The 21498-nt window shown below is 64.1% G+C and carries 17 protein-coding genes; 11 read left to right on the top strand and 6 right to left on the bottom strand.

Annotated features, from left to right (window positions below):
• Positions 1–14: 14 nt before the first annotated feature.
• From KA261_12285 to KA261_12250, 8 genes are all read left to right on the top strand, one after another.
• Positions 15–977, top strand: a complete 963-nt coding sequence (locus tag KA261_12285) for a hypothetical protein (GenBank protein MBP7698579.1) — start codon at positions 15–17, stop codon at positions 975–977.
• 8 nt (positions 978–985) lie between these two features.
• On the top strand, positions 986–1945 hold the full coding sequence (locus tag KA261_12280) for a hypothetical protein (GenBank protein ID MBP7698578.1): 960 nt from the start codon (positions 986–988) through the stop codon (positions 1943–1945).
• A 17-nt stretch (positions 1946–1962) separates the two neighbouring features.
• A complete protein-coding gene (locus tag KA261_12275) occupies positions 1963–3105 on the top strand; it encodes a hypothetical protein (protein MBP7698577.1) in 1143 nt (380 codons plus the stop codon).
• Positions 3105–4904 carry a hypothetical protein gene (locus KA261_12270; GenBank protein ID MBP7698576.1) on the top strand — a complete coding sequence of 600 codons (1800 nt, stop codon included), beginning with the start codon at positions 3105–3107 and terminating at the stop codon, positions 4902–4904. Before KA261_12275 ends, KA261_12270 begins: the two co-directional genes overlap by 1 nt.
• Positions 4901–5500, top strand: a complete 600-nt coding sequence (locus KA261_12265) for a hypothetical protein (protein ID MBP7698575.1) — start codon at positions 4901–4903, stop codon at positions 5498–5500. The genes KA261_12270 and KA261_12265 overlap by 4 nt, the downstream gene beginning before the upstream one ends.
• A gap of 4 nt (positions 5501–5504) precedes the next feature.
• A complete protein-coding gene (locus KA261_12260) occupies positions 5505–6086 on the top strand; it encodes a hypothetical protein (GenBank protein MBP7698574.1) in 582 nt (193 codons plus the stop codon).
• Positions 6076–7065, top strand: coding sequence for a hypothetical protein (locus KA261_12255; GenBank protein MBP7698573.1), 990 nt, complete (start codon positions 6076–6078; stop codon positions 7063–7065). The genes KA261_12260 and KA261_12255 overlap by 11 nt, the downstream gene beginning before the upstream one ends.
• 441 nt (positions 7066–7506) lie before the next feature.
• A complete protein-coding gene (locus KA261_12250) occupies positions 7507–8556 on the top strand; it encodes a hypothetical protein (GenBank protein MBP7698572.1) in 1050 nt (349 codons plus the stop codon).
• Between the two features lie 206 nt (positions 8557–8762).
• Here the strand turns inward: KA261_12250 and KA261_12245 are convergent, their stop codons facing one another.
• Entirely contained in the window at positions 8763–11102 is a 2340-nt protein-coding gene (locus tag KA261_12245; protein ID MBP7698571.1) for a TolC family protein, read from the bottom strand.
• Positions 11103–11563: 461 nt separating this feature from the next.
• Between KA261_12245 and KA261_12240 the strand changes: the two genes are divergently transcribed.
• Positions 11564–12223: a hypothetical protein gene (locus tag KA261_12240; GenBank protein MBP7698570.1), complete on the top strand. Its 660-nt coding sequence runs from the start codon at positions 11564–11566 to the stop codon at positions 12221–12223.
• A 146-nt stretch (positions 12224–12369) separates the two neighbouring features.
• Here KA261_12240 and KA261_12235 read toward each other — a convergent pair whose 3' ends face one another.
• Positions 12370–13035 carry an HAD family hydrolase gene (locus KA261_12235; protein MBP7698569.1) on the bottom strand — a complete coding sequence of 222 codons (666 nt, stop codon included), beginning with the start codon at positions 13033–13035 and terminating at the stop codon, positions 12370–12372.
• A 247-nt stretch (positions 13036–13282) separates the two neighbouring features.
• Positions 13283–14074 carry a hypothetical protein gene (locus tag KA261_12230; GenBank protein MBP7698568.1) on the bottom strand — a complete coding sequence of 264 codons (792 nt, stop codon included), beginning with the start codon at positions 14072–14074 and terminating at the stop codon, positions 13283–13285.
• A gap of 342 nt (positions 14075–14416) precedes the next feature.
• Between KA261_12230 and KA261_12225 the strand changes: the two genes are divergently transcribed.
• Positions 14417–16237, top strand: coding sequence for a S41 family peptidase (locus KA261_12225; GenBank protein MBP7698567.1), 1821 nt, complete (start codon positions 14417–14419; stop codon positions 16235–16237).
• A 66-nt stretch (positions 16238–16303) separates the two neighbouring features.
• Here the strand turns inward: KA261_12225 and KA261_12220 are convergent, their stop codons facing one another.
• From KA261_12220 to KA261_12210, 3 genes are all read right to left on the bottom strand, one after another.
• A complete protein-coding gene (locus KA261_12220; protein MBP7698566.1) occupies positions 16304–17866 on the bottom strand; it encodes a VCBS repeat-containing protein in 1563 nt (520 codons plus the stop codon).
• 14 nt (positions 17867–17880) lie between these two features.
• Positions 17881–19437 carry a VCBS repeat-containing protein gene (locus KA261_12215; protein MBP7698565.1) on the bottom strand — a complete coding sequence of 519 codons (1557 nt, stop codon included), beginning with the start codon at positions 19435–19437 and terminating at the stop codon, positions 17881–17883.
• A gap of 271 nt (positions 19438–19708) precedes the next feature.
• Positions 19709–20059 carry a hypothetical protein gene (locus tag KA261_12210; protein ID MBP7698564.1) on the bottom strand — a complete coding sequence of 117 codons (351 nt, stop codon included), beginning with the start codon at positions 20057–20059 and terminating at the stop codon, positions 19709–19711.
• A gap of 270 nt (positions 20060–20329) precedes the next feature.
• Here KA261_12210 and KA261_12205 point away from each other — a divergent pair, with 270 nt between their 5' ends.
• On the top strand, positions 20330–21430 hold the full coding sequence (locus KA261_12205) for an aminopeptidase (GenBank protein ID MBP7698563.1): 1101 nt from the start codon (positions 20330–20332) through the stop codon (positions 21428–21430).
• Positions 21431–21498 lie beyond the last annotated feature (68 nt).

The following is a 21498-nucleotide window of genomic DNA, read 5'->3' as shown; positions in this document are numbered from 1 at the left end:
CCGGGGTGACGACCATGGAGCGGAAACGAATCGACACGGAAGCACAGGGGCTCGCCGGCAGTTCATCGCCGCGCGCCCGGTGTCGGCGAGGGCCGGCGATTGGTGCGGCCGCCCTTAGCGCCGTGTTCCTGTTCGCCGCGGCCGTCTCCGCCCAGACGCTCGACGGCGAGATTGTCATTGCGGCCGACGGCCTTCGCCTCGAACGCCCCAGCTCGCTCGCCGTGTCGCCGAGCGGCGAGCAGATCGCGGTGGCCGATCCCCAGGCCAACCGGATCGCCGTCATCGACTACTTCGGCCGCCCGCTCTGGTCGGCCGGCGGCGCCGTCGACCTGGGCCGCCCGCTCGCGGTGGCTTTCACCGGCGAAAATGAACTCGTCTTCACCCGCACAGCTGATCTGCGCATCCTGCGGCTGATCCGCGACAACCCGGCCGAACTCGACTCAATAGCCGATCTCGCGCCGGTTCTCGAACCGCACCGCCGGCTGGACCAGCTCCTCCGCACCCCCGAGCGCGGCTGGCTGGCGCTCGACCGGAAGACGGGGGAGGTTCTGCGCTTCGACGAGAGCTGGGGCTATCAGGGGATCGCGGTTCCCCACGGTTCGGGCAAGGGGAAAGTCCTGGTCCCGAGCGCGCTCGTGCCGCTGGCCGACGGCCGGTTCGTGGTGACCGACGAGAAGAACTACCCGGCCCAGCTTTTCTCCGCCGAGGGGAAATTCCTCCTGTATTTCGGCTGGAGCAGCCCCGGCGAGGAGCGCGGCTGGGAGGCCGCCGGCGGCACGGCCGACAGCCGCAGCCTGATCTGGGTGGCCGACCGCACCGCGGCCGCCTTCCGCATCTTCGATCCCGCCGGCGGCGCGGTCGCCGCCGTGCCCTTTCCCCAGCCGCTCTTTCGGCCGGCCGCGATGACCACCACCATCGATAACCGCGTGCTCGTCCTCGACGAGTTCGGGCGCGCCCTCTTCTACCGCGTGCAGTGAGAACGGCCATGCGAGTTACTGTCTGCGCCATCGCCGTCCTTCTTCCCCTGGCCGCGGCCGCGGGCCAGTGGCACACGGGGGAGAGCCTGATGTGCCAGGACTGCCACCTGCAGCACTCCTCTGAACAGGGGGAACCGGTCGCCGGCGGACCGTACTCGGTCCTCCTGCTGAAAAGCTCGATCAACGAGCTGTGTCTGTCGTGCCACGACGGGAGCAATCCGACCGCCCCCGATGTCCAGAGCCCCGTCCAGATGTACCAGGGCACGCCCTCCGGGGAGAGCGCGGGCGGCTGGTTCGGTCTTTTGGGCGCCGACAACCGCGGCGGCCACAATCTCGGGATTCCCACGCTCGCCCCGCTCCAAACCTCGGCCGAACTGGTCGACCTCACCTGCGCTCACTGCCACGCGGTCCACGGCAACTCGAACTACCGCAACCTGCGCTTCGACCCCGCCGACCGGGGGGATTCGATCGTGCTGGTCGACGGCGGCGATGTCTTTTCGCGGTTTCAGCCGGGGGATCCGCCGAGCGCGGCGGCGACCGTTGCCGCCTACGAGCGCGACAACATCGCCTACCGGCAGAACTCCTCGGCGTGGTGTCTCGCCTGCCACGATCAGGCGCGGGCGGACAACGCCGGCGTTCCGCCCGCTCATTTCACCGGCCACCCGAGCGACATCGCGCTCGACGCGTATTTCACCGACCGCCACACCGACCCGGCGCACTGGACGGCCGGTATCGGCGACGGCTTCCCGCCGGCCGGAGGCGCCTCGGCGGGCATCCCGCGCGTCCCTTTCGAAGCGCCCGCGGCCGACGACTACGTGAGCGCCCGGGAAGCGGCCGCCTCCAATGAAGTCGTGTGCATCAGTTGCCACCGTCCGCACGGCGGGCCGTTCGAGTACGGGCTGCGGTGGCCCTACCGGGAAGGCGGCGAGGGCCATCTCGCCGGGTGCCAGCAATGCCACAATCAGTGAGAGGTTGCGGAGCAAGTATGACGAGAGCATTTCGCCCGACCCCTCGCCTGCGCGCCGCCCTTGTCGCGGCCGCTGCCGGTTCGCTGCTGGCGGCCGCCGCGCTCCGGGCCGACAACGGCCACTACCGCGCTTCGCCCCACGGCTCGGAGGCTACAGGTGTCTGGCGCCTGACCGAGCTCCCGCGCGGCAGTTGCGCCCAGTGCCACACCAGCCACGATCCGGCCGCCGGCAACGACTACGGCCTCTTCGAGCCGAACGCCAACCGCCTCTGTTTCGCCGCCTCCGCCGGCGGTTGCCATGCCGACCGTCCCACCGGCGCCACCTCGGGCTATCCGGCCCAGGAGTCCGACCGCCTGCCGCTCGGCTCCGATGATCCCGGCTATTTCGAATTCGGCAGCGGCGGCGGGCGCGTGCCCGGCGTCGAGCACCGCGTGCGCTGGCCCGGACGCATCATCTGGGAAGACCCCCGGTACTCGCCCCACTTCGCCGATCCCGATATGCCGATCAAGGACTTCTACGGCGACGGTTCCTGCGCCAACTGCCACGCCGTGCACGGGTCGGGCAACCTTCACGACATGCTCGACACGACTTACAACGGGATCGTCGGGAGCGACGTCGGCCTGCTGCCGGCCGACTACAGCCTGTGCCTGAACTGTCACAGTCTCGACGGCCCGGTGGCGATGGACGATACCGCGCGCACGATCGCCGACTACTATGACCGCTCGATCAACCCCGGCCGCATGAGCGGTCACGGCGTGAGATCCGGCGGCGGCTACGTGCCCTCCGGCGCGCGCCTCCCCTGCTACGATTGCCACAACCCGCACGGTTCCGAGGGCTACGGCGGTCTCGGCGGCAACCACTACCTGCTCTCCGACCAGCGTCCCGGCTGGTACGGGCTGACCGACATCAAAACCGACAACGCCCAGGTCCGCCGCTTCTGTCTCGGTTGTCACCCGGCCTCGGACAGCCCGGGCGGCTCGGCCTCGGTCGAGGGGCTCATCCTCAGTCCGCTGCCGTCGAACGTCCCGGCCCACGCGGCCGGCGATGTCACGCACTGTTACGATTGCCACGGCCGCGACTACTCGAGCCCCACTTCCCACAACGTGCACAACCCCGCCCCCGGCAGCGCTCCGGGTGGGCCGGCGCCGGGGGACTTCTGATGCCCCTCCTCCGTCGCCGTCTTCTGCGCTCGTCGCTGCTGCTGTCGGCCGCCATTCTGCTGCCGCCGGGATGGGACGCTGCCGCGGTGCGCGCACAGCGCCTGTTCGGCAACGCCAGCCTCTCCTGGGAACACCTCAGGCAGGAAGCGCTCGATGTTCGGGCGGATTCTCTCGGCGGCGAACTCGTCGCCGACACCGCCGTGGTCGGGCAGTCCGACAACGTCACGCGCGAATCGCTCCTCCTGTCCTACGAGGACGAGCTGTTTACGAAGAACCTCCTCCGGCTCACAGCCAACCTCCAGCGCCGCGAATACCCCTTTCTCGAACACGCCGAGTATCAGCCGATCTATTACCTCGATCTAAAGAGTTACGGCTACACGCTGACGGCCCGCTATTCGCCGTACACGCGCCGGTCGCAGTCGATCGCGACCGGGGACGCGTTCGACGTCTACTACCGCGACTGGCGCGCGACCGCCGCGGTCGCGTACGAGAACCTGCCGACTCTCGCGGTGGTCTACTCGCGCGTGAAGAACTACGATCGGGAGGAGGTCCCGCAGTTCGGCGGGCTCAGCCGCAACTGGGTGGTCGAGAGCGGCTACGCGCGGGGGCCGCTGAACGTGCGCGCCAACTACAACAACCTTGCCCGCCGGAGCACGCTCCCCGGCGGGATTTCCTCGACCACCGAAACCTGGTCCGGCACGCTCGGGGCCGGCCGCTCCTGGCCCGAGCTTGCCTACCTCTCGGCCACCTACAACTACTACGACACGCGGAGGGAGAGCGCGGGGGCCTTGGCGCAGGACTCCCGCACCCACTCCGCCTCCGCCCTGGTCTCGGTGACGGCGCTGGCCGACGTGACCGCGGCCGCCTCCTGGTCGGGCCGCTTCACACGCTCGACCGCGAATGCCGCCGAGTTTGACGCCGATGACCAGAATTTCGCCGCCCGCGCCGAATACACGCCCTCCAGCTACCTCACCGGCTTTGTCGGCAAGGGGTACCAGATCAGCGGGCAGTCGGGCGCCTACGCTGTCACCGAGTATGTCAACGTCGGCGCCACAGCGACGCGCTACCTGCGGGGCGGCGTCGACACCCGCCTCACTTTCAACCGGACGATCTTCCAGCAGTCCGAGCGCACCGAGAGCGTGCTCGACGGCGAGGGGGACGTGGTGGGGCTGGCCGACGACGGCGACTACGTCCTCGACACCTACAACGCGGCGCTGAATTTCAAGCCCCTCCCGTACATCCGCACCTACCTGGACCTGTCGCTCACCCGCAACAGCGACCCGGTTGATCCCAACCGGCGCTACCAGTTCACTCGTTCGCTCGACGCCCGGGTGGATTTCAGCCGCCGGCTTGAGGGACGGTTTACGGTGACGGCGCTGTCCGAGGGCGGCGTGCTGAAACTGGGCTCCGCCTTCTCGCAGAACTACAACGCCGGGCTCACCTACATCCCGCGCGACAATTTGAATATGAACCTCACGGTGATTCGCAGCACCTACACCGGCGCCGTCGAGTCCCGCACGACCTCCCTCACCGGCTACATGAGCTACTCGTTCCGCCGGGCGTTCAGCGTCTACGCCTCCTACAACCGGCGGCGCGAGAGTCGGGAGCGCGCGATTTCGCTGCCCGGCGGCGTGGCCGAGGTCGACCAGCGGCCCGCGACCGTCAACGGCCAGCTCATCATGTACCTGTCCCCGCGCACGACACTCTCGCTTGCCTATATCCGAAACGAGACCGATAATACCGGCGGTCTCCAAACCGTGGATGAATCGTTTCAAACGGTGGTGACACTCCAAATATGAACCGCACTATTTCCACATTCGTCCGTCTGCTCGTCGGCGCTGCCTTCCTCGCCTTGGCGGCGGGCTGCACCGTGGGACGCCTGTACGTCAACCGCGAAGCGGACATGGGCTTCTACTCCAAAGTCGGCGTCCTCACCTTCGCCAACCTCACCTCCGACCAGAACGCCGCGGAGAAGGTGACTGCGAGTTTCATCACCGAGCTGCTCATGCTCGACGCCGTGAGCGTCGCCAACGCCGGCGACTTCAACAAGGCCGCGTCCGAAACGATCAAGGGAGACTTTGCCAACGCCCTCGAAGACCTCACGAGCGAACAGGCCTTCCAGCTCGGCCAGGCCGCCGGGGTCGAGGGAATCTTCGTCGGCGCCGTCTCCCAGTACGGCATGGTCCGCTCCGGCCAGACTGAATTCCCCCTCGTCGCCGTCATCGTCCGCTTTGTCGACTGCCAAACCGGCGCGGTCGTCTGGTCCTACGAGACCAGCCGCAAGGGGGGGCCCAAATTCCCCATCTTCTCCTTCGGCGAAACCCACACGCTGGGGGAGATGACCACCAAGGTGTGCCGGGAAGTCGCCGGCGCCTTCGGACAGATTGCGAGGTAGCGCCGTGGCACTCTTTCGCCTCCTGCTCGCCGGCTTGATGCTTGTGCTGGGCGGCTGCGCCTCCCAGATGACCGCCGTCCCGCGCGTCGAGGAACTCCTCCCGGCCGGCGCCCGGGTTGCGGTTCTGCCGTTTGAAAACCTCAGCGGAACCGAGAGCGCCGCCGAAATCGTCACCTCCCACTTCCAGACCCTCCTCGCCGGTCTCGGCCGCATCGACCTGGCCGAGCACGGCGACGTCTACGCCGGCCTCCGCCAGTACCGCATCCGTTCCGCCACCCGCATCACGCGCGCCGAAATCGACAGCCTCTGCGCCCTGCTCCGTTTGGACTACCTCCTGGTCGGATCGGTGCTCGAGTTCGACCAGCGCGACGACCGCTTCCTCGGGGTAGTCCCCACGGTCTCCTACAACTGCCGTCTGCTCGACGGCAAGACCGGTGAAACCGTGTGGGTGGCCGCGAACAACGGCCGCGGGGACAAGGGCGAGATCGTGTTCGGCATCGGCGCCATCCGCTCCGCCGACCAGTTGGCTCTGGCGATGGTCAAGAAAACGGTCGCCGAAATCGGCGGGCTGTTCCATGAACCGTAACCGCCTTCTTTGCCTGCCCGGCGCCGCCCTCGCCGCCCTCCTGGCGGGCGCCGCCCCCTCCGCGAGCGCGCAGAGCGCCGGCGACGAGCTCAACGCCCGCATCTCGATCACCGCGCTGGCGGCCGATGACGGCTGGGACCAGCCGCTCCGCAGCCCCATGGCCCTCTTCGTCGACCCCCACGCGCAGGAAGTGTTCGTCGCCGATGCCGGCAACAACCGCGTCGTCGTCTACGACGCCCTCCTCCAGCCCAAGTACTCGTTTCTCCACTTCGTCCCCGACCCCGCGAGCGGGCGGGCCGTAAAGGGGCAGCCGCGGGACCTGGTGGTCAACAGCCGCGGCGAGATCATCCTCATCGACACCCACAGCGAGTGTCTCGACGTGCTCGATTTTCGCGGCGCCCTGCTCGAACGCCTCCGCCTCGACCTCCTGCTGGGCGATACGGCGCTCTCCCTCCGCCCGCAGGCGGTTGCCCTCGGACCCGGCGACCGCACCATCGTGGCGACCGCCGGCGACGTCGCGGGGGTGCTCATCCTTGATCAGACTTTCGCCCTGGAGCGGACTATCGGCGTCGATGACCCCGCCCAGTCCCCGTTCCGCACCATCATGGCCCTCACCGTCGATGACAGCACCCTCTACGTAACCGACCTCTACGCCGAGCCGGCCGTGAAACTCTTCGATCTCTCCGGCCGGTACCTCCGCGGTTTTGCCGGCCACGATGTCGACCGGGCCGACCTGTCCTTCCCCTCTGGCATCGCTGTCATGACCGACACGGCGGGGGAGAAGACTGTTTGGGTGACCGACGGTCTGCGGCAGGTGGTCAAGGTGTACCGTCCGAACGGAGCGTTTCTGGCGTTCGTCGGCGGTTTCGGCCTGAAGCCGGGGGAGTTTCGCTACCCTGGGGATATTGCCTTCAATGGTACCGCGTTTTACGTTCTGGAGCGAGCCGGTGGTCGCGTCCAACGCTTTGTGATCGACTAAGATAACCCAGAATATCGGGATTCTCCGGATCTAATCCCTGCCAATATGTACACATATGCCGGGACGAATCTGTACTTTCAAGTAGATGTTAGGGAATGGCTTAACGTCTCATTTCGGAGCAATGATGATATTTTGTGTCATTTAAGTGTCATTTAGTTCTTGACAAATAGGAGCTTTATTGATATCCTTTGCCCAGTTATGAACGCAGATCACCGGATGAACCAACTTAGGTCTACGCACTGAGAAGTTCCCTGATCGAGAAACTTGGAAACGAGAATGGCCAACCACCGGAATGATTCGACCATCGCTTGTGACAGGAATCACAAATATAGATCACGCAGGTCTCCAAACTTCGGATTCGCCCAATCACTCACAATGCACCCATACTATCACCATTCCACCCCGTGGAAGTATGCTTTCACGAAACTGGAGGAAAGCAGCATGAAGACTGTCTTCCTGCTCGGAGTTGCCGCGGTGGCGCTTCTGGCCGGCGGTGCGCTGGCCGGCGACTACCACACCGGCACGACCCTCAACTGCGCCGAGTGCCACGTGATGCACTACAGCCAGACCCACGGCTACAATGCCGACGGTTCCGGCATCACGGTCGGGCTTGGGGCCGATGGTCCTTATCATTTCCTGCTGCGCAACGAGGTCAACACGCTCTGCCTCTCGTGCCATGACAACCAGACGTTTGCTCCGGATGTCCTGGCGGAGAACGGCGGCAACGTGACGGCCAACGGTCGCCAGGCGGGCGCCCTGAACCGCGACAACGTCGCTCCCTACTACGACGCTGCCGGCCACACGCTCGGCTCGACCGACGTGGCTCCGGGCGGCACGTTCAGCAATGACCACGGTCTGAATTGCATCGACTGCCACACGCAGCACGGTCGCACCTCCGGCGGTCAGAGCATCTACCGGAACGCCAACATCTTCATCAACGGCACTCCGGCGACCCCGTACATGACCTACGCCATCGGGACCAACGATCTGACGAAGGACATCTTCGAGCTGTCCGCGACCTACGGCGGCAATCACTATGATATGCAGAATGTTCAGTTCAACGAGCCGAACGTGACCGCGTCCGGCTACGGCGCGTTCTGCCAGCAGTGCCACACCGACTTCCACGGTTCGTCGAGCAGCGCCAACATGCGCAACACGGCCGCTCCGACGCAGACCGAGTGGCTGCGCCACCCCACCGCGGATGCCAACATCGGCGCTCTCACCGGCGGGCACTCCAGCCTCAGCAAGTTCACCGGCCAGGCCTACCGCGTGCAGGTCATGTCGGCGACCGGCAACTGGGGCACCTGGGGCGCGGCCTGGACCGGCGCTCCGACTACGCTCACCCCGAGCTGCATGAGCTGCCACAAGGCGCACGGCAACACCCGCGCCTTCGGTCTCATCTGGGCCACCGGCGAAGCCAACCCGGGCGAGAACGGTGACGGCACCAACTACAAGATCCTCTGCGGTCAGTGCCACGTGCAGGCTCCGTGATCCCGTTTTTCCGCTGAATTAGGGAAGGAGAGCCCGCGGGCTCTCCTTCTTTTTTGGCCGGGTCCGACACAGCCAAAGACCGGCGCATGGTATCCACTCTCCTCCCTTCCGAAAACGAGGGCCCGCCAAGGCCCAGGGGGAAAGCACGCGCTCGGCGTACTCGAAGTGTGATAGTGATCCGGGGCCGCCGCCGCGACCGGAAAAGACTACTGCCCCGCCGGCGCCAGTCCCTCCCGCGCCCGCTCCCGGAACTCCTCGGGAAAAGCCCGCAGGTTCTCCGAGGGGGACCAGCCCACGGTGTGGACGAGCCGCGCCATCGCCCGCAGATACTCATAGCGCGTCCCGATAGCGGTCAGCTCGGCGGTGCGGGCGTGGCGGTAGGCCTCCAGCAACGCCGTCATATCCCGTTTTCCCGCCTCGTAGTCGTTGATGATCAGCCCCATGGCGTGGAGCGCCAGTTCAACCGACCGCCCGTGGCGGGTGAGCGCGGCAATATTCGTGATCAACCGTCCGGTCTCGCGCCGGATGTTCGCCATGACCTCCAGCAGCCGCGCATCCCGCCGATACTCCATCTCGCTCAGGCTCGCTTTGAGCCGCGCCCGTTCCTTCCCCACCGCCCCGCCGAGATACAGCGGCAGTTTCATCCGCCCGAACACCGACCAGGTGTCGGTGCGCTCGTCGATGATCCCCCGATCGTCGTCGATCTCGTCGGCGATATTGAACGCCGCCCGCAGATCAAGCGTCGGCCATCGCCTGGCCGTCGCCTCGTCCACCCGCGTCCGCTGCACCTCCAGCCGGGCATCCTCGCCGGCCAGCGTCGGGCTGGCCGCCCGCGCCTGATCGACGAGGTATGATTCGAACTGCTGCCGCCGGTCCGGCTGAACCGCCAGCGGGGAGAGGGCCTCGTAATCGGCGCCCACCACCTGCCGGGCCGTCACCAGGTTCGTGTCCAGCGCCACCGGCCGCTCCGGCGGAAGGTTGAACAGCAGATTCAATAGCACGCGGCCGGTGTACACGTTGTTCTCCGCCTCCAGCACCCGCGTGATGGCGTCGTTGCGCTCGTCCTGCCAGCGCGACAGGTCGGGCTCGCGTTCATCCCGAAGGTAGAACTCGGCCGCCGCATACTCGAGCGTCCGCTCGACCAGCTCCCGGTAGCGCCGCTCCACCCGCTGCTCGTCGAGCGCCTGCAAGTATCCGAGGCAGGCGGTTTCGACCGCGAGTTCCAGATCGAGGCGCGCCTGGCGCTGGGCCGCGGCGGCCACCCGTTCCTGCTGCCCCGCCGCTTTCCGCGCCTTCAGCAGCGCCGGCGAGAAGATCGTCTGGTCGAGTACCAGCGAAGCGCGCGCCTGTTGCCGCCCCAGCGGTTCGACCGTGTTGTGGGTGGTGTGGTGATCGACCACCCCGGCCTGCCCCTCGACTGACACCTGCGGAAGGTACCCGGCCCCGGCCGCCCGGGCGCCCTGCACCGCCGCCTCGATCGCATCGTAGGTCGCCAGGTAGGACGGATTGCTCCGCAGGGCCCGCCCCACCGCATCGGCCAGCGTGTACCATTCGGTCGCCGGCGGCGGTTCGTCGTCGATCAGTTCGCCCGACAGCAGCGCCTCGGCCGGCACCTGCAGTTCGAGCCGCCGGATCGCCGGACCGCTGAGCGCCAGCGCCGACCCGCCCCGGAACCGGACCGGGAGATCGGCCGGCCGCTCGCCGCGCGCGATCCGCAGCGCCTTGAGCGCCTGGAAATGCGCCTCCGAAACCAGCCCATAGGCGTAGTTGGTCGCGAACGCCCCCCGCGTGACCTGGTACCGCCCCTCCCACGTCATGAGGGGGACTTTCCGGCCCATCACCATGCGGAAGAAATCGGCGGCCTCGGTGACGGTCATTCCCCAGGTCGGCCCGATATACAGACCGTCGATATCCGGCGGCAGCGCGGAAAACGCCTTGAAGAAGGCATAGGTACCGTTCACGTCGTAGCCGTCCGCCGTCACCGTTTCGAACCCGGCCTGTGCGCCCAGCCGCTCCGCCCGCGCGATGATCGAATCCCGCTCCGGCCCCGTGTCGAACCACAGCACTCCGAGCTTCTTCACCGGCGCGATCGCCCGCAGCACGCCGATATCGTCCTCGATCTTCCCCGGCATGTCCTGCACCGTCAGGTTGGGCGCCGCGGGCCGCCCGCCGGAGTCGATCAGCCCGGCGCCGAACGGATCGATCTGTCGCACCCCGAGAATCGGCCCCGCGTAGCCGGCCGCGAGAAGGTCCTCGACCACCCACGGTCCGATCGCCACCAGTATGTCAATCCCCCCCTGGCGCGCCAGGCTCGCCGCCATCACCCGGCTGCTGTCCCGTATCCACGAGGCCGACCGGTAGCCGTTCGGAATGAATACGAACTGCGTGTCGGCCGGGGCCATGTTCTCCAGCTGGCGGATGAATTCGTCGCGAAGCACATAGTGCAGGGGGTGTTCCCCCGCCTCGAAATAGCCCAGGCGGACAGTGACCGACCCGGCCGGCGCGGCCACAGACAGAACCGCCGCGATCGCACACAGAAGAACCATCACAACTTGCTCACCTCGGCGCATACACCCACATCTCCGGAGCACGGTTTTCCGATTGTACCGGGATAATAGAGAAAAGCCGGCCGGGTTTAAAGGTATTTTTCAACGGCCGGCGGGCGGCTTCCGCCGATGTCGCACCCCCTCGCCGGCCGCAAGGCGAGCGGCTGGTCGCCCGCAGCTCTGCGGTGGGCCGTTGCCCTGCCGACTGGAAATGGTCGAGCTACAATTCCTGCCTGGGAAGGCACTACGTGCCCGTGCGGGTGGACATGGTGAACATGACTGTGAGTGAATAACGCAAAGCCCCCACCGCAGAGCTGTGGGGTACCCCCTTTCCGCCGACTCCTTCTGTTAAGTCGGTTTTTCCGCCTCCCGCGCTATTTACTTGCCTGGCGCGTTGCGCCCCCTACCTTAACGCAAACGTTCCCTGTCCCGTATTGTCTGTGGACGCCGGGAGAGCCGCCGTGAAGCTGCGTATCGTACAAAAACACATCGCTGAGCTCGATCTCGTGCCGTGGGTCGAGGCGGCCGACCGGGCCGGAATGGACCTCGTCTGCTTCGGCGAGCTCGCCGCCACCGGCTGCCTCTACGAGCCGCGGCCGGTGGAACCGGTGGATCGGATCCTGCAGCGGCTCGTGCCGTTCGGGGTGGGCGTCATGTTCGGCGCCGTCCGCGTCGAGGTGGAGGGCCGGTACAATTCCTACTTCTTCCGCCGGCACCGCCAGACCTGGGTCTACGACAAGATCAATCTCTTCCCGCCGTTCGGCGAGGATCGCATCTATCGGCCGGGGAAGGTCCCCGGCCTCTTCGTCACGCCCTTCGGCGATTTCGGCGTCGCCGTCTGCTATGATCTCCGTTTCGACGACATCTTCGCCCGCCTCGCCGAACTCGCCGTCCCGTACCTGATCGTCCCCGCGGCCTTTCCGCAAGTGCGCATCGAAGACTGGCGGCGCTTGCTGGCGCAGCGCGCCCGCGAACTGGGCGCCACCGTGATCGGCGTCAACGCCGTCGGCAGCGACGGCGTCAACCGGTTCGGCGGTTCCTCGATGGTGGTCGCGCCGGATGGTTCCATCGTGGCCCAGGCCGACGAAACCGGCGAGCAGATCCTCGACGTGACGTTGTAGCTCCCCGACCGAATCGCCGCGAGCAGGAAGCCGCGTGGGACTATTCTTGGAGGCACTGCGCCGCCCGTGTGAGACCCCGGCTCCGCTCAGGGGGACACGTCTGTTCGGGCCGGCTGTGCGCCCAACTCTCTCGTGCGCAGCAACCGTCACCCCGGCGATCTGCGGGTGTTGATCTCGTCGAGCACACGCGGGAGCTGGGAGATCGAGTCGAGGAAGAAATCTGGGCAGGCGGCTAGGACTCGGCCGGCCGGTTCCCACGGCGAGGCCACCGCGATCACCGGCAGCGGGACCGCCTGCGCCGCGAGGATGTCGTTGATCGTGTCGCCGATCACAAGCGATTCTCGCGGAACGGCGCCGAGCCGCGCGAGGACCAGGCGGAAAATCTCCGGGTCGGGTTTGACCGCCTGCACTTCATTGCCGCCCGCGTAGGCCTCGAACACCCCCCGCCAGTCGAGCTTGTCGAGGATCCCCTCGATGTTGGCGACGATCTTGGTGGTCGCAATGGCCAGGCGGAAACCCCGGTCGCGGAGAGCCGCCAGCGTCGGCTCAACCTCCGGCAGCGGGACCGTCGACGCGACAATCGTCTCGGCGGCTCTCTCGCGGAAGTACGTCCTCAGGCGTTCGGGGGAGTAGTCGGTGAAGTGCGCGAACATTGTCTCGAGCGGATACCCAATAAACCGCTTGACTTCTTCGGCGGGCGGAAGCGGAAGGCCGGCGGCAGCGAAGGCGTAGTGGAATGCCGCCACGACGCCCTCGGAGGAGTCGATCAGGGTGCCGTCGAGGTCGAAAATGAGGTTCTTGATCCGGCTCATCGGCAGTAGCCCGCCTCCGGATAGTGGCGGTCACGCCGGAAGTGTTTGCGGAACGGAAGAAGAGCGTCAGGACCACAAGGGTCCTGACCTACAAGAGGGCACTGAGTCATCGCGGATTTCTGTAGCTCAGGGCCTTCATGGTCCTGACGGGCGTGTTTGCGGAACGGAAGAAAAGCGTCCGGCCCACGAAGATCCAGACCTCGAGCGCATCTCGCGCTGTGCTCCCGCCACATGGCGGCCGTGGCGTTCACAATACTTTCTCCACCTTGCCGATCAGGTCGCCCAGGGGAATCTCATAAACCCGGGCGATGCGGCCGTATTCGGGGAGCGCGATCAGGAGTGAGTAGCCGCCGGCTTGTGTGAGCGGATAGTCGCCGTTGAGCAGGCGGCTCGCGGTAGTCGGAACGACCTGCGGAGTGCCGTCGACCACCACCACCCCGTCGACAACTTCGACCTCCTCGCCGGGGAGGCCGAGGACGATCCCCGTGAGCGCCCGGCCCTCGGCCGTGACCCGGACCACCGCGAACCGGTCCGGTAGAGCGTGAACTATCGGTTTGTTGACAAACCAGGTGTGAAAGGTGTAGGCGAGGCGGGAAGCTTTCAGCAAGTCGCCATCGCGGAATACCGGGGCGAGGTTGTTCTCGCGCATGACATAGACCGACGGAGCATTCAGGAGGGCGAAATTCAGCGGGGCCAGCGGCCAGACCAGTTCATAGGCCGCGGCCAGCAACCAGATCACCAGCGCCCGGCGGCTCGTCTGCGGACGGGCGGTATGCTCGCGCCGCGCGATCCGGTAGAGGTCGCCGAAAGAGATCAGATAGAAAATGATCGGAAGGCCGTATATGATCAGCCGGCCATAGAACGGGAGATCGATCAGAAGGGAGAGGACGAACAGCGCTCCGGCCATGAGGAGGACCAGGAAAATGAAGACGCCGAAGAGGTACTCCCGCCAGTAAAAATGGCCGAACCCCGGAGCCAGCAAATGCAGAAGAAGGGCTGCGGCGGGGGAGTTGCGGAACTTTGGTCGATTGCCCGTCATTCTACTGTTCAGAAAGGCAACAATGTTGTTGCCGGTACAACGTCCAGTCTTGCAGCTAATACCTTATCGGGAAACGTGTTGCGTTGCCCGCGCGACTGCCGCCCCGATTCCGGGAACGGTTGCCGATGACCGATACAGTGGTATTAACGTGCTAAGCAGTCGGCAGGCAAGAAGTTATTTATGCGCCATCCGCCGGTGGTCAGTTTCGGTGCAACCGCTGCGCCGGCTTAAGCGTAGAATTTGCAGGCAGATACAGCGTACTTCGGAAAAAGTCCGCAAACTTGACAAGTCTCCGATTTACGATACATTGTGTTCGTCACTCTCAATGAGTCTGGAGGCCGTATGGTTCGCTTCACAGTTCAGCTCTTCGGCGTCACCGTATTCGCGCTCGGCTTGATCTGGTTCGTGGGCTCCGGCGAGGCCCAGCAGTCCGACCCCAAAGAACCGGTGCTCTGGGCGGATACCTTCCACATCAACCTGGAAGAGACGCCCGACTCGGCCGCCCTCGAGAGCCGCCGCCAGGACCGCGACTCCTTCCTGATGGACGTGAAGAAGCTCACCCATACGGCGCTCAATATCCGCAATCAGTACATGGAGGAGGTCAACACCGAGGAGATCATCAAGGCCGGCATCAACGGGATGCTCTCGGATCTCGACCGCTTCAGCGTGCTCATGGAGAAGAGCTCGTACGACGCCCTGATGGAGTCGACGCACGGGAAGTACGAGGGGCTGGGGATGCAGATCGACGAGCGCAACGACCGCATCGTCATCATCTCCCCGATCGAGGGGACGCCCGCCTACAACAAGGGTCTCCGGGCGGGGGATATCATCTGGGCGATCGACGGGAAGTCGACGGAAGGGATGACCTCGGCCGAGGCGTCGAAAATGATGCGCGGCAAAGCCGGGACGTCGATCAAGCTGGCGATCAAGCGCAACGGGATCGAGGAGCCGATCGAGTTTGAGCTCGAACGAGCGCTGATCGAACTGAAGTCGGTGAACTATGCCGGGGTGATTCCGGGGACGACGATCGGGTACGTGCGGCTCTCGCGGTTCGCCGAGGAGACCTCGCACGAACTGCGCCAGGCGATCAGCGATCTCAACGGCAAGGGGATCACGGCGCTGGTGTTCGACCTGCGCTCCAACGGCGGGGGACTGCTCGATCAGGCTAAGGAGACGGCCGAGTTGTTCTTGCAGGAGGGGCGCGAGATCGTCTACACCAAAGGGCGTTTTGAGAACACCGAGCGCCACTATCGCGCGGAGCGCCCGCCGCTGTTCCCGCCGGACAAGCCGCTGGTGATCCTGGTCGATGAAGGCACGGCCTCAGCCTCGGAAATTGTCGCCGGCGCCGTGCAGGACTGGGACCGCGGCCTCATCGTGGGCAACACGACCTACGGCAAGGGGCTCGTGCAGCAGATTTTCCCGATCTCGTCGGATGGGAGCATGGCGCTCAAGCTCACGACGGCCAAGTACTACGTGCCCTCGGGACGGTGCATCCAGAAGCCGGAGACACAGGCCAAGCCGGGGTCGCACGCGGCCCTCGAGGACGAGGAAACCGAGGCGGCGCCCGAGAAGCCGGCCGACTCCCTCGCCGTCTCGTCGGAGGAAATCTACTACACGAACGGCGGCCGGGTTGTCTACGGCGGCGGCGGCATCGTGCCTGATATCGAAATCGCCCGCGAAACCTGGAAGCCGATCGAGATCAACCTGTACCAGTCGGGGCTGTTCTTCAACTACGCCGTCCAGTATGTCGCCGACCACCCGAGCGTCAAGCCGGACGTCGAGGTGACCGACGGGATGCTCGATGATTTCCGGCAGTACATCAAGAAGGAGAAGTTCGACTACACGTCGTCGCTGGAGGCCTCGCTGGAGAAACTGCGGGAAACGGCCGAGCGCGAGAAGAAGGTCGACCTCCTCGCCGAGGTGCTCGACAGCCTGAACACCCTGGTCGAGCTGGAGAAGAGCCACGACTTCGACGAGTCGAAAGACTACATCCGCCGGACGATCAAGCGGGAGATCGTGTCGGCCATCGCCGGGCAGACCGGGGTATACGAGGAGATCGTGCTGAGGACCGACGATGCTGTGCGCAAGGCGGTCGAGATACTCCAGAGCGGTCAGTACACCAAGCTGATCACGGAGGGGCAGAAGAAAGCCCAGGCGGATTAGTCGCCGACGCAGGGATGAGAGTTCGGAAACCGGCGCTCGTAGGAGGCGCCGGTTTTTTTACGGGGGTTATTTGAGCACCACCATCTTCCGGCTCTGCTTCCCGGCCGGGTACTCCAGTTCGTACAGGTACACCCCGCTGGCATACTCGGTGGCGTCCCACAGCACCTCGTGCTCACCGGCGCCGAGCCGCTGCTGATCCACCAGCACCGCCACCGTCTGGCCAAGGGCGTTAAGGATGCGCAGGCTGACCATCTCAGCATGAGGCAAAGAGAAGCGGATCGTCGTGTTCGGATTGAAGGGATTGGGGTAGTTTTGGTCTAAGGTGAAGTTGGTGGGGAGGGCGGGTTCCGGGTCGAGGGGGTCATCGACGCTGACGGCATCGTCCCAGCCGGCAAAGATGAAGATGACCCAGGGGAAACCGGCTCCTCGCGACGACGCCACGGCAAAGTCATCGATACCATCCCCGTTGACATCGCCCAGCCCGGCCACCTCATGTCCAAAATAGTTATAGTAGCCGGAAAACATGGAGTGGTCAATGACGACATCGGGGATGCTGTCGACGTTTGGTCCACCAAGGTAGATATTGGCCTGACCGATAGCCTGAAATGAGGTTGACCGCCCCTTGATGAGATCGTCGTACCCGTCATTGTTGATGTCACCGGCCAGGCGGGCCTCTAATGCCCAATCGCAGATGGTGATGTCAGGTACGGTATCAAAGTCTGAGCCGCCAAAGTGAACCCAGGAGCATGAGTCCTCGGAACCGCCTTCCCCATAGTTGATGAGAAAATCATCCCACCCGTCGCCGTTAAGGTCACCCAAGTGCTCGAGGCGCTGACCAAAGCTAATGTACTCGGGATCGTACGTCATACTCCGGACAATATTGGCGTCTGGCAGTGTGTCGAAGGCCGGCCCCCCCCAGTATAGAAGCACCTGATCACTTACGCCGGCCTGGGCACTAAATAGCATGTTCGTGACTAAGTCCTCCCACCCGTCGCCATTGAAGTCACCCGTTAGAATTGCGCGACCGAATACCGGATAATCGAGGTGTTCAGGTGCCCATAGTTGAAAATCTACTGTCGAGTCTAAATCCTGATTAAGTTCGAAAAACAGCAGGGAGGGGAAGAGAGCGTTATCGTAATGGCCAGCGATTAACTCAGGCGAACCGTTACCGTTGATGTCGTTACCGTACACGGGGAAAGCTTGCCCCGGATACACAGTGTCGTCACCTAAAAGCAAATCTGGAATGACACTAAGGGGAGTTCCGCCATACCAGACCGCGAGGCGTCGGCGGCCACCTGGGGCGTTGCGGATGCCTCCAAAGTCTGGGATGCTGTCGCCGTTTACCATCGATAAGTTGCCAAAGAGGCTGGTGGTTTCATTGTCAATCCTGGAACACTGGATGCCAAACTCCGCGGGTCCGCCCAAACAGAGGTAGAGTTTTCTGGGTAACTCATAGGTCAGAAAATCATCATACCCGTCTCCGTTCTGATCTCCCACCGGTACAATGCGCATGCCAAACCAACTCGCCACGGTATCAGAGATTAGGGTATCGATAACGACTGGGCCGGCGGCCAACCCCGCGCACGGCGACGATAACACCGCGATGCATAGCCAAAGCAGAAACCGCATCAGGCCTCCCTTCTTCATTTAATCAGCACCATCTTCCGGCTCTGCTGGCCGCTGGAGTACTCCAGTTCGTACAGGTACACCCCGCTGGCATACCCCTCCGCCTCCCACACGACCGCATGTTCCCCCGGCCCCAGCCGCTGCTCGTTTATCAGCACCGCCACCGTCTGGCCAAGGGCGTTAAGGATGCGCAAGGTGACAGTCTCGGCGCGGGGCAGCGAAAAGGATATGGTAGTGATCGGGTTGAAGGGGTTGGGGTAGTTTTGGTCTAAGGTGAAGTTGGTGGGGAGGGCGGGTTCGGGGTCGAGGGTGTCATCGACGCTGACGGCATCATCCCAGCCGGCAAAGATGAAGATGACCCAGGGATAGCCGCTGCCGCGGGATGAAGCTACAGCAAAATCATCAATCCCGTCGCCGTTGACGTCGCCGATACCGGCCACCTCATGTCCAAAATAGTTATAGTAGCCGGAAAACATGGAGTGGTCAATGACGACATCAGGGATGCTGTCGAAGTCAGGGCCACCGAGGTAGATGTCGGCGTAGCCGAGGCCGGAGAAAGACGTAGCGTACCCTGTGATAAGGTCAGCGTAACCGTCGTGGTTGACATCACCAGCAAGGCGGGCTTTTTGATTTCTAGTGGTGAGAATCACATCCGGAACCGTGTCGAAGGCGGGGCCGCCGAAGTGAATCCACGAGAGCGAATCACCGGAGCCGCCCCTGTAGTGAATGAAGAAGTCATCCCAGCCGTCCCCGTTGACATCCGTCAGTGACTCCAAACGGGTGCCGAATGTGTCGTACAGCCAGCTGTACTCGCCTCGCCGTGTGATCCGAGCATCAGGGATAGTGTCGAAGCCCGGTCCCCCCCAGTACAGCAGCACCTCCCCCTTAACGGAGTCGTTGAGTATACTTCGCATGTTCGTAACTAGATCGTCGAAGCTGTCACCGTTAAAATCACCCGTGATGACGCCATCGGCCATGGCCATGTTAGTACCTGGCGCCCTCAACAAGAGATCGGGCATCGAATCAGCGTGACCTCCCAATTCGAAAAACATCAGCAACGGGTAGTCCCAATTGTCGGAGTGGCTGCTGATCAACTCAAGCGTACCATTCCCATTGATGTCGTTTCCTAACACCGGGGCCGAAACCCCTGGAAAATACGTAGAGTCCCCAAATACAAGATCAGGACCGTCATCTAGCGGCGAGCCGCCGTACCAAACACCCAGACGATAACTGTCTATACTGGAAAGTCGGATGGGGCACCCAAAATCGGTGATATGGTCGCCATTGATGTCACCCAGGTTTCCGATTAACGGGGATCCAGCCGTGTCAATGCGTGTGATCGTGATCCCTGTTTCTACGGGGCCGCCGAGGCACAGATAGAGCTTCCTCGGCAACTCGAATGTGAGAAAGTCATCGTAGCCGTCATTGTTCTGATCACCGATAGGAACAATGCTCATCCCGAACCAACTGGCGACGGTATCGGAGATTAGGGTATCGATAACGACTGGGCCGGCGGCCAACCCCGCACACGGCGACGATAACACCGCGATGCATAGCCAAAGCAGAAACCGCATCAAGCCTCCTCATGGCTCCTTCATACATACCATAAAGAAGCAGTTTGTCAAGGAAATGGTGGAGGGGTGGGTACCACCCGAGCCGCGGATTTCGTCGCGGAGCGGAAAAGGGGGGGGACAAACGTGAGGTTACATCATCCGCGCGGGCGGAGATTGCGTCAGTCTCGGCGTGCAATTATGCGTTGTTGGGCGAGAACTCCGTGGCGCGATGTGAAAGACAGCTCGCCCCGCACGCAGTCGACCTCACCATGAATGACAGACCGCCGCCGTGTCAGCCGCGGTGCTTCGCCATCAGGCGGTCGAGCACGGCCTTGAATTCGTGCGGGTCCTGCGGGGTGAAGAGGAAGCGCTTGCACGCGCCGGTCTTCTTGTCGAGGACCACGTGTTCGGTGAAATTCGCCCAGTCGAGCTTGATCGCCGGTTTGAACCCTTTCAGCCTGAGGTCGCCTCTCAGGAGCGCCTTGACATCCGACCCCTGCACCTCGACGCTCTCGATGTTGTCGAACGGGATGGTGACGGTGCCGATGTGGGTGTCGAACTCGACATGGCGTTCGTAAATGCGGTACTCCTGCCAGAGGCTGCGGGCGGTCGACGGCGAGACATAGACGGCGGATTCGTTCATGGACACACCTCCTGTCTGGGGCGCCCCGGCGCACTGCCTGCGCACACGTTCGTCGCCGGGCGCGGGCCCCGGATTCCCGGTCTCCGCTCACTCCTACGATAGAACCGGGGAAAGGATTCGGTCAAGGGGAATATCAGCCGCGGCCCGCCGGCGGCGGGGCCCGGAAAGTGACGGCGGGAGCTTTACAAACCGGACGCGGAGGCCGTTATTGCCCTGCGCGACCCAGACTGAAGGTACTGGCGATACAACCACTTTGACCAGGAGCGACGTATGGACCCGCGGACCGAGAAACTTGCCCAGGTGCTCGTGCACTATTCGCTGCGGCTCAAGAAGGGGGAACTGCTCAAGATCCAGGGGGAGTATGTGACGCTGCCGCTGATGACGGCCGTGTTTGAGGAGGCCGTGCGCATCGGGGCCATTCCCTATGTGCGGGTCATTATCCCGCAGCACGACGAGATCTTCCTGAAGAAGGGAACCGACGCCCAGTTTGCGTACATCTCTCCGATCGCACGGACCGAGGTGAACACGATGGATGTGTTTCTGCACATCTGGGGGACGGCCAACACGCGCCACCTGTCGGGGGTCGATCCCAAACGGCAGGCGCTGCAGCGGAAGTGCCAGCGGCCGCTGTCGGACAAGCTGTTCAAGCGGATGGAGACCAAGTCGCTGCGCTGGTGCGGCACGCTCTTCCCGGCGCAGGCCGAGGCGCAGGAAGCGAGCATGTCGCTCGCCGAGTGGGAAAACTTCGTCTACCGGGCCGGCCACGTCACCAGCGGCGACCCGGTGAAACACTGGACCAAAGTCAAAAAGGAGCAGGACCGGCTGGTGAAAATCCTCAACCGGACGGACCGCCTGCATATCCGGTCCGCCGACACCGACCTGAAGATGCGGGTCAAGGGGCGGAAATGGATCAACTGCGCGGGGACGGAGAATTTCCCGGACGGCGAGGTGTTCACCTGCCCGATTGAAGATTCGGCCGAAGGCGTCATCCGGTTCTCCTTCCCGGCCATTTATGTCGGGCGCGAGGTCGAGGACGTGCGCCTGGAGCTGAAGAAGGGGAAGGTGGTGAAAGAGTCGGCGGCGAAGAACCAGGCGTACCTCACGGGCATGCTCAACATGGACAAGGGGGCACGGTATGTCGGGGAGATCGCGATCGGCACCAACTACGACATCGACCGCTTCTCCAAAGACATCCTGTTCGACGAGAAGATCGGCGGGACGCTCCACATGGCTCTCGGCCGGGCCTTCGCCGAGGCGGGAGGAAAAAACGTCAGCGCACTCCACTGGGACATGATCTGCGACATGCGCAAGGACGCCGAGGTTCTGGCCGACGGGAAAGTGATCTACCGGAATGGGAAGTTCACGATCTAGCGCGGGAGGCGCATCCGCAAAAAAACCGGCCGGTGTCTGAAAAGACACCGGCCGCGGCATTTGTGGTT

The organism is Candidatus Zixiibacteriota bacterium, assembly GCA_017999435.1.
Classification (GTDB): domain Bacteria; phylum Zixibacteria; class MSB-5A5; order GN15; family FEB-12; genus JAGNLV01.
This window is presented reverse-complemented; position numbering and strand designations above follow the sequence as displayed.

Bases quoted from the DNA above. Each gene is read 5' to 3' on its own strand.
- KA261_12285 (MBP7698579.1), top strand. From the start codon at position 15: ATGGAGCGGAAACGAATCGACACGGAAGCACAGGGGCTCGCCGGCAGT.
- KA261_12280 (MBP7698578.1), top strand. From the start codon at position 986: ATGCGAGTTACTGTCTGCGCCATCGCCGTCCTTCTTCCCCTGGCCGCG.
- KA261_12275 (MBP7698577.1), top strand. From the start codon at position 1,963: ATGACGAGAGCATTTCGCCCGACCCCTCGCCTGCGCGCCGCCCTTGTC.
- KA261_12270 (MBP7698576.1), top strand. From the start codon at position 3,105: ATGCCCCTCCTCCGTCGCCGTCTTCTGCGCTCGTCGCTGCTGCTGTCG.
- KA261_12265 (MBP7698575.1), top strand. From the start codon at position 4,901: ATGAACCGCACTATTTCCACATTCGTCCGTCTGCTCGTCGGCGCTGCC.
- KA261_12255 (MBP7698573.1), top strand. From the start codon at position 6,076: ATGAACCGTAACCGCCTTCTTTGCCTGCCCGGCGCCGCCCTCGCCGCC.
- KA261_12250 (MBP7698572.1), top strand. From the start codon at position 7,507: ATGAAGACTGTCTTCCTGCTCGGAGTTGCCGCGGTGGCGCTTCTGGCC.
- KA261_12245 (MBP7698571.1), bottom strand. From the start codon at position 11,102: ATGGTTCTTCTGTGTGCGATCGCGGCGGTTCTGTCTGTGGCCGCGCCG.
- KA261_12235 (MBP7698569.1), bottom strand. From the start codon at position 13,035: ATGAGCCGGATCAAGAACCTCATTTTCGACCTCGACGGCACCCTGATC.
- KA261_12230 (MBP7698568.1), bottom strand. From the start codon at position 14,074: ATGACGGGCAATCGACCAAAGTTCCGCAACTCCCCCGCCGCAGCCCTT.
- KA261_12225 (MBP7698567.1), top strand. From the start codon at position 14,417: ATGGTTCGCTTCACAGTTCAGCTCTTCGGCGTCACCGTATTCGCGCTC.
- KA261_12220 (MBP7698566.1), bottom strand. From the start codon at position 17,866: ATGCGGTTTCTGCTTTGGCTATGCATCGCGGTGTTATCGTCGCCGTGC.
- KA261_12215 (MBP7698565.1), bottom strand. From the start codon at position 19,437: ATGCGGTTTCTGCTTTGGCTATGCATCGCGGTGTTATCGTCGCCGTGT.
- KA261_12210 (MBP7698564.1), bottom strand. From the start codon at position 20,059: ATGAACGAATCCGCCGTCTATGTCTCGCCGTCGACCGCCCGCAGCCTC.
- KA261_12205 (MBP7698563.1), top strand. From the start codon at position 20,330: ATGGACCCGCGGACCGAGAAACTTGCCCAGGTGCTCGTGCACTATTCG.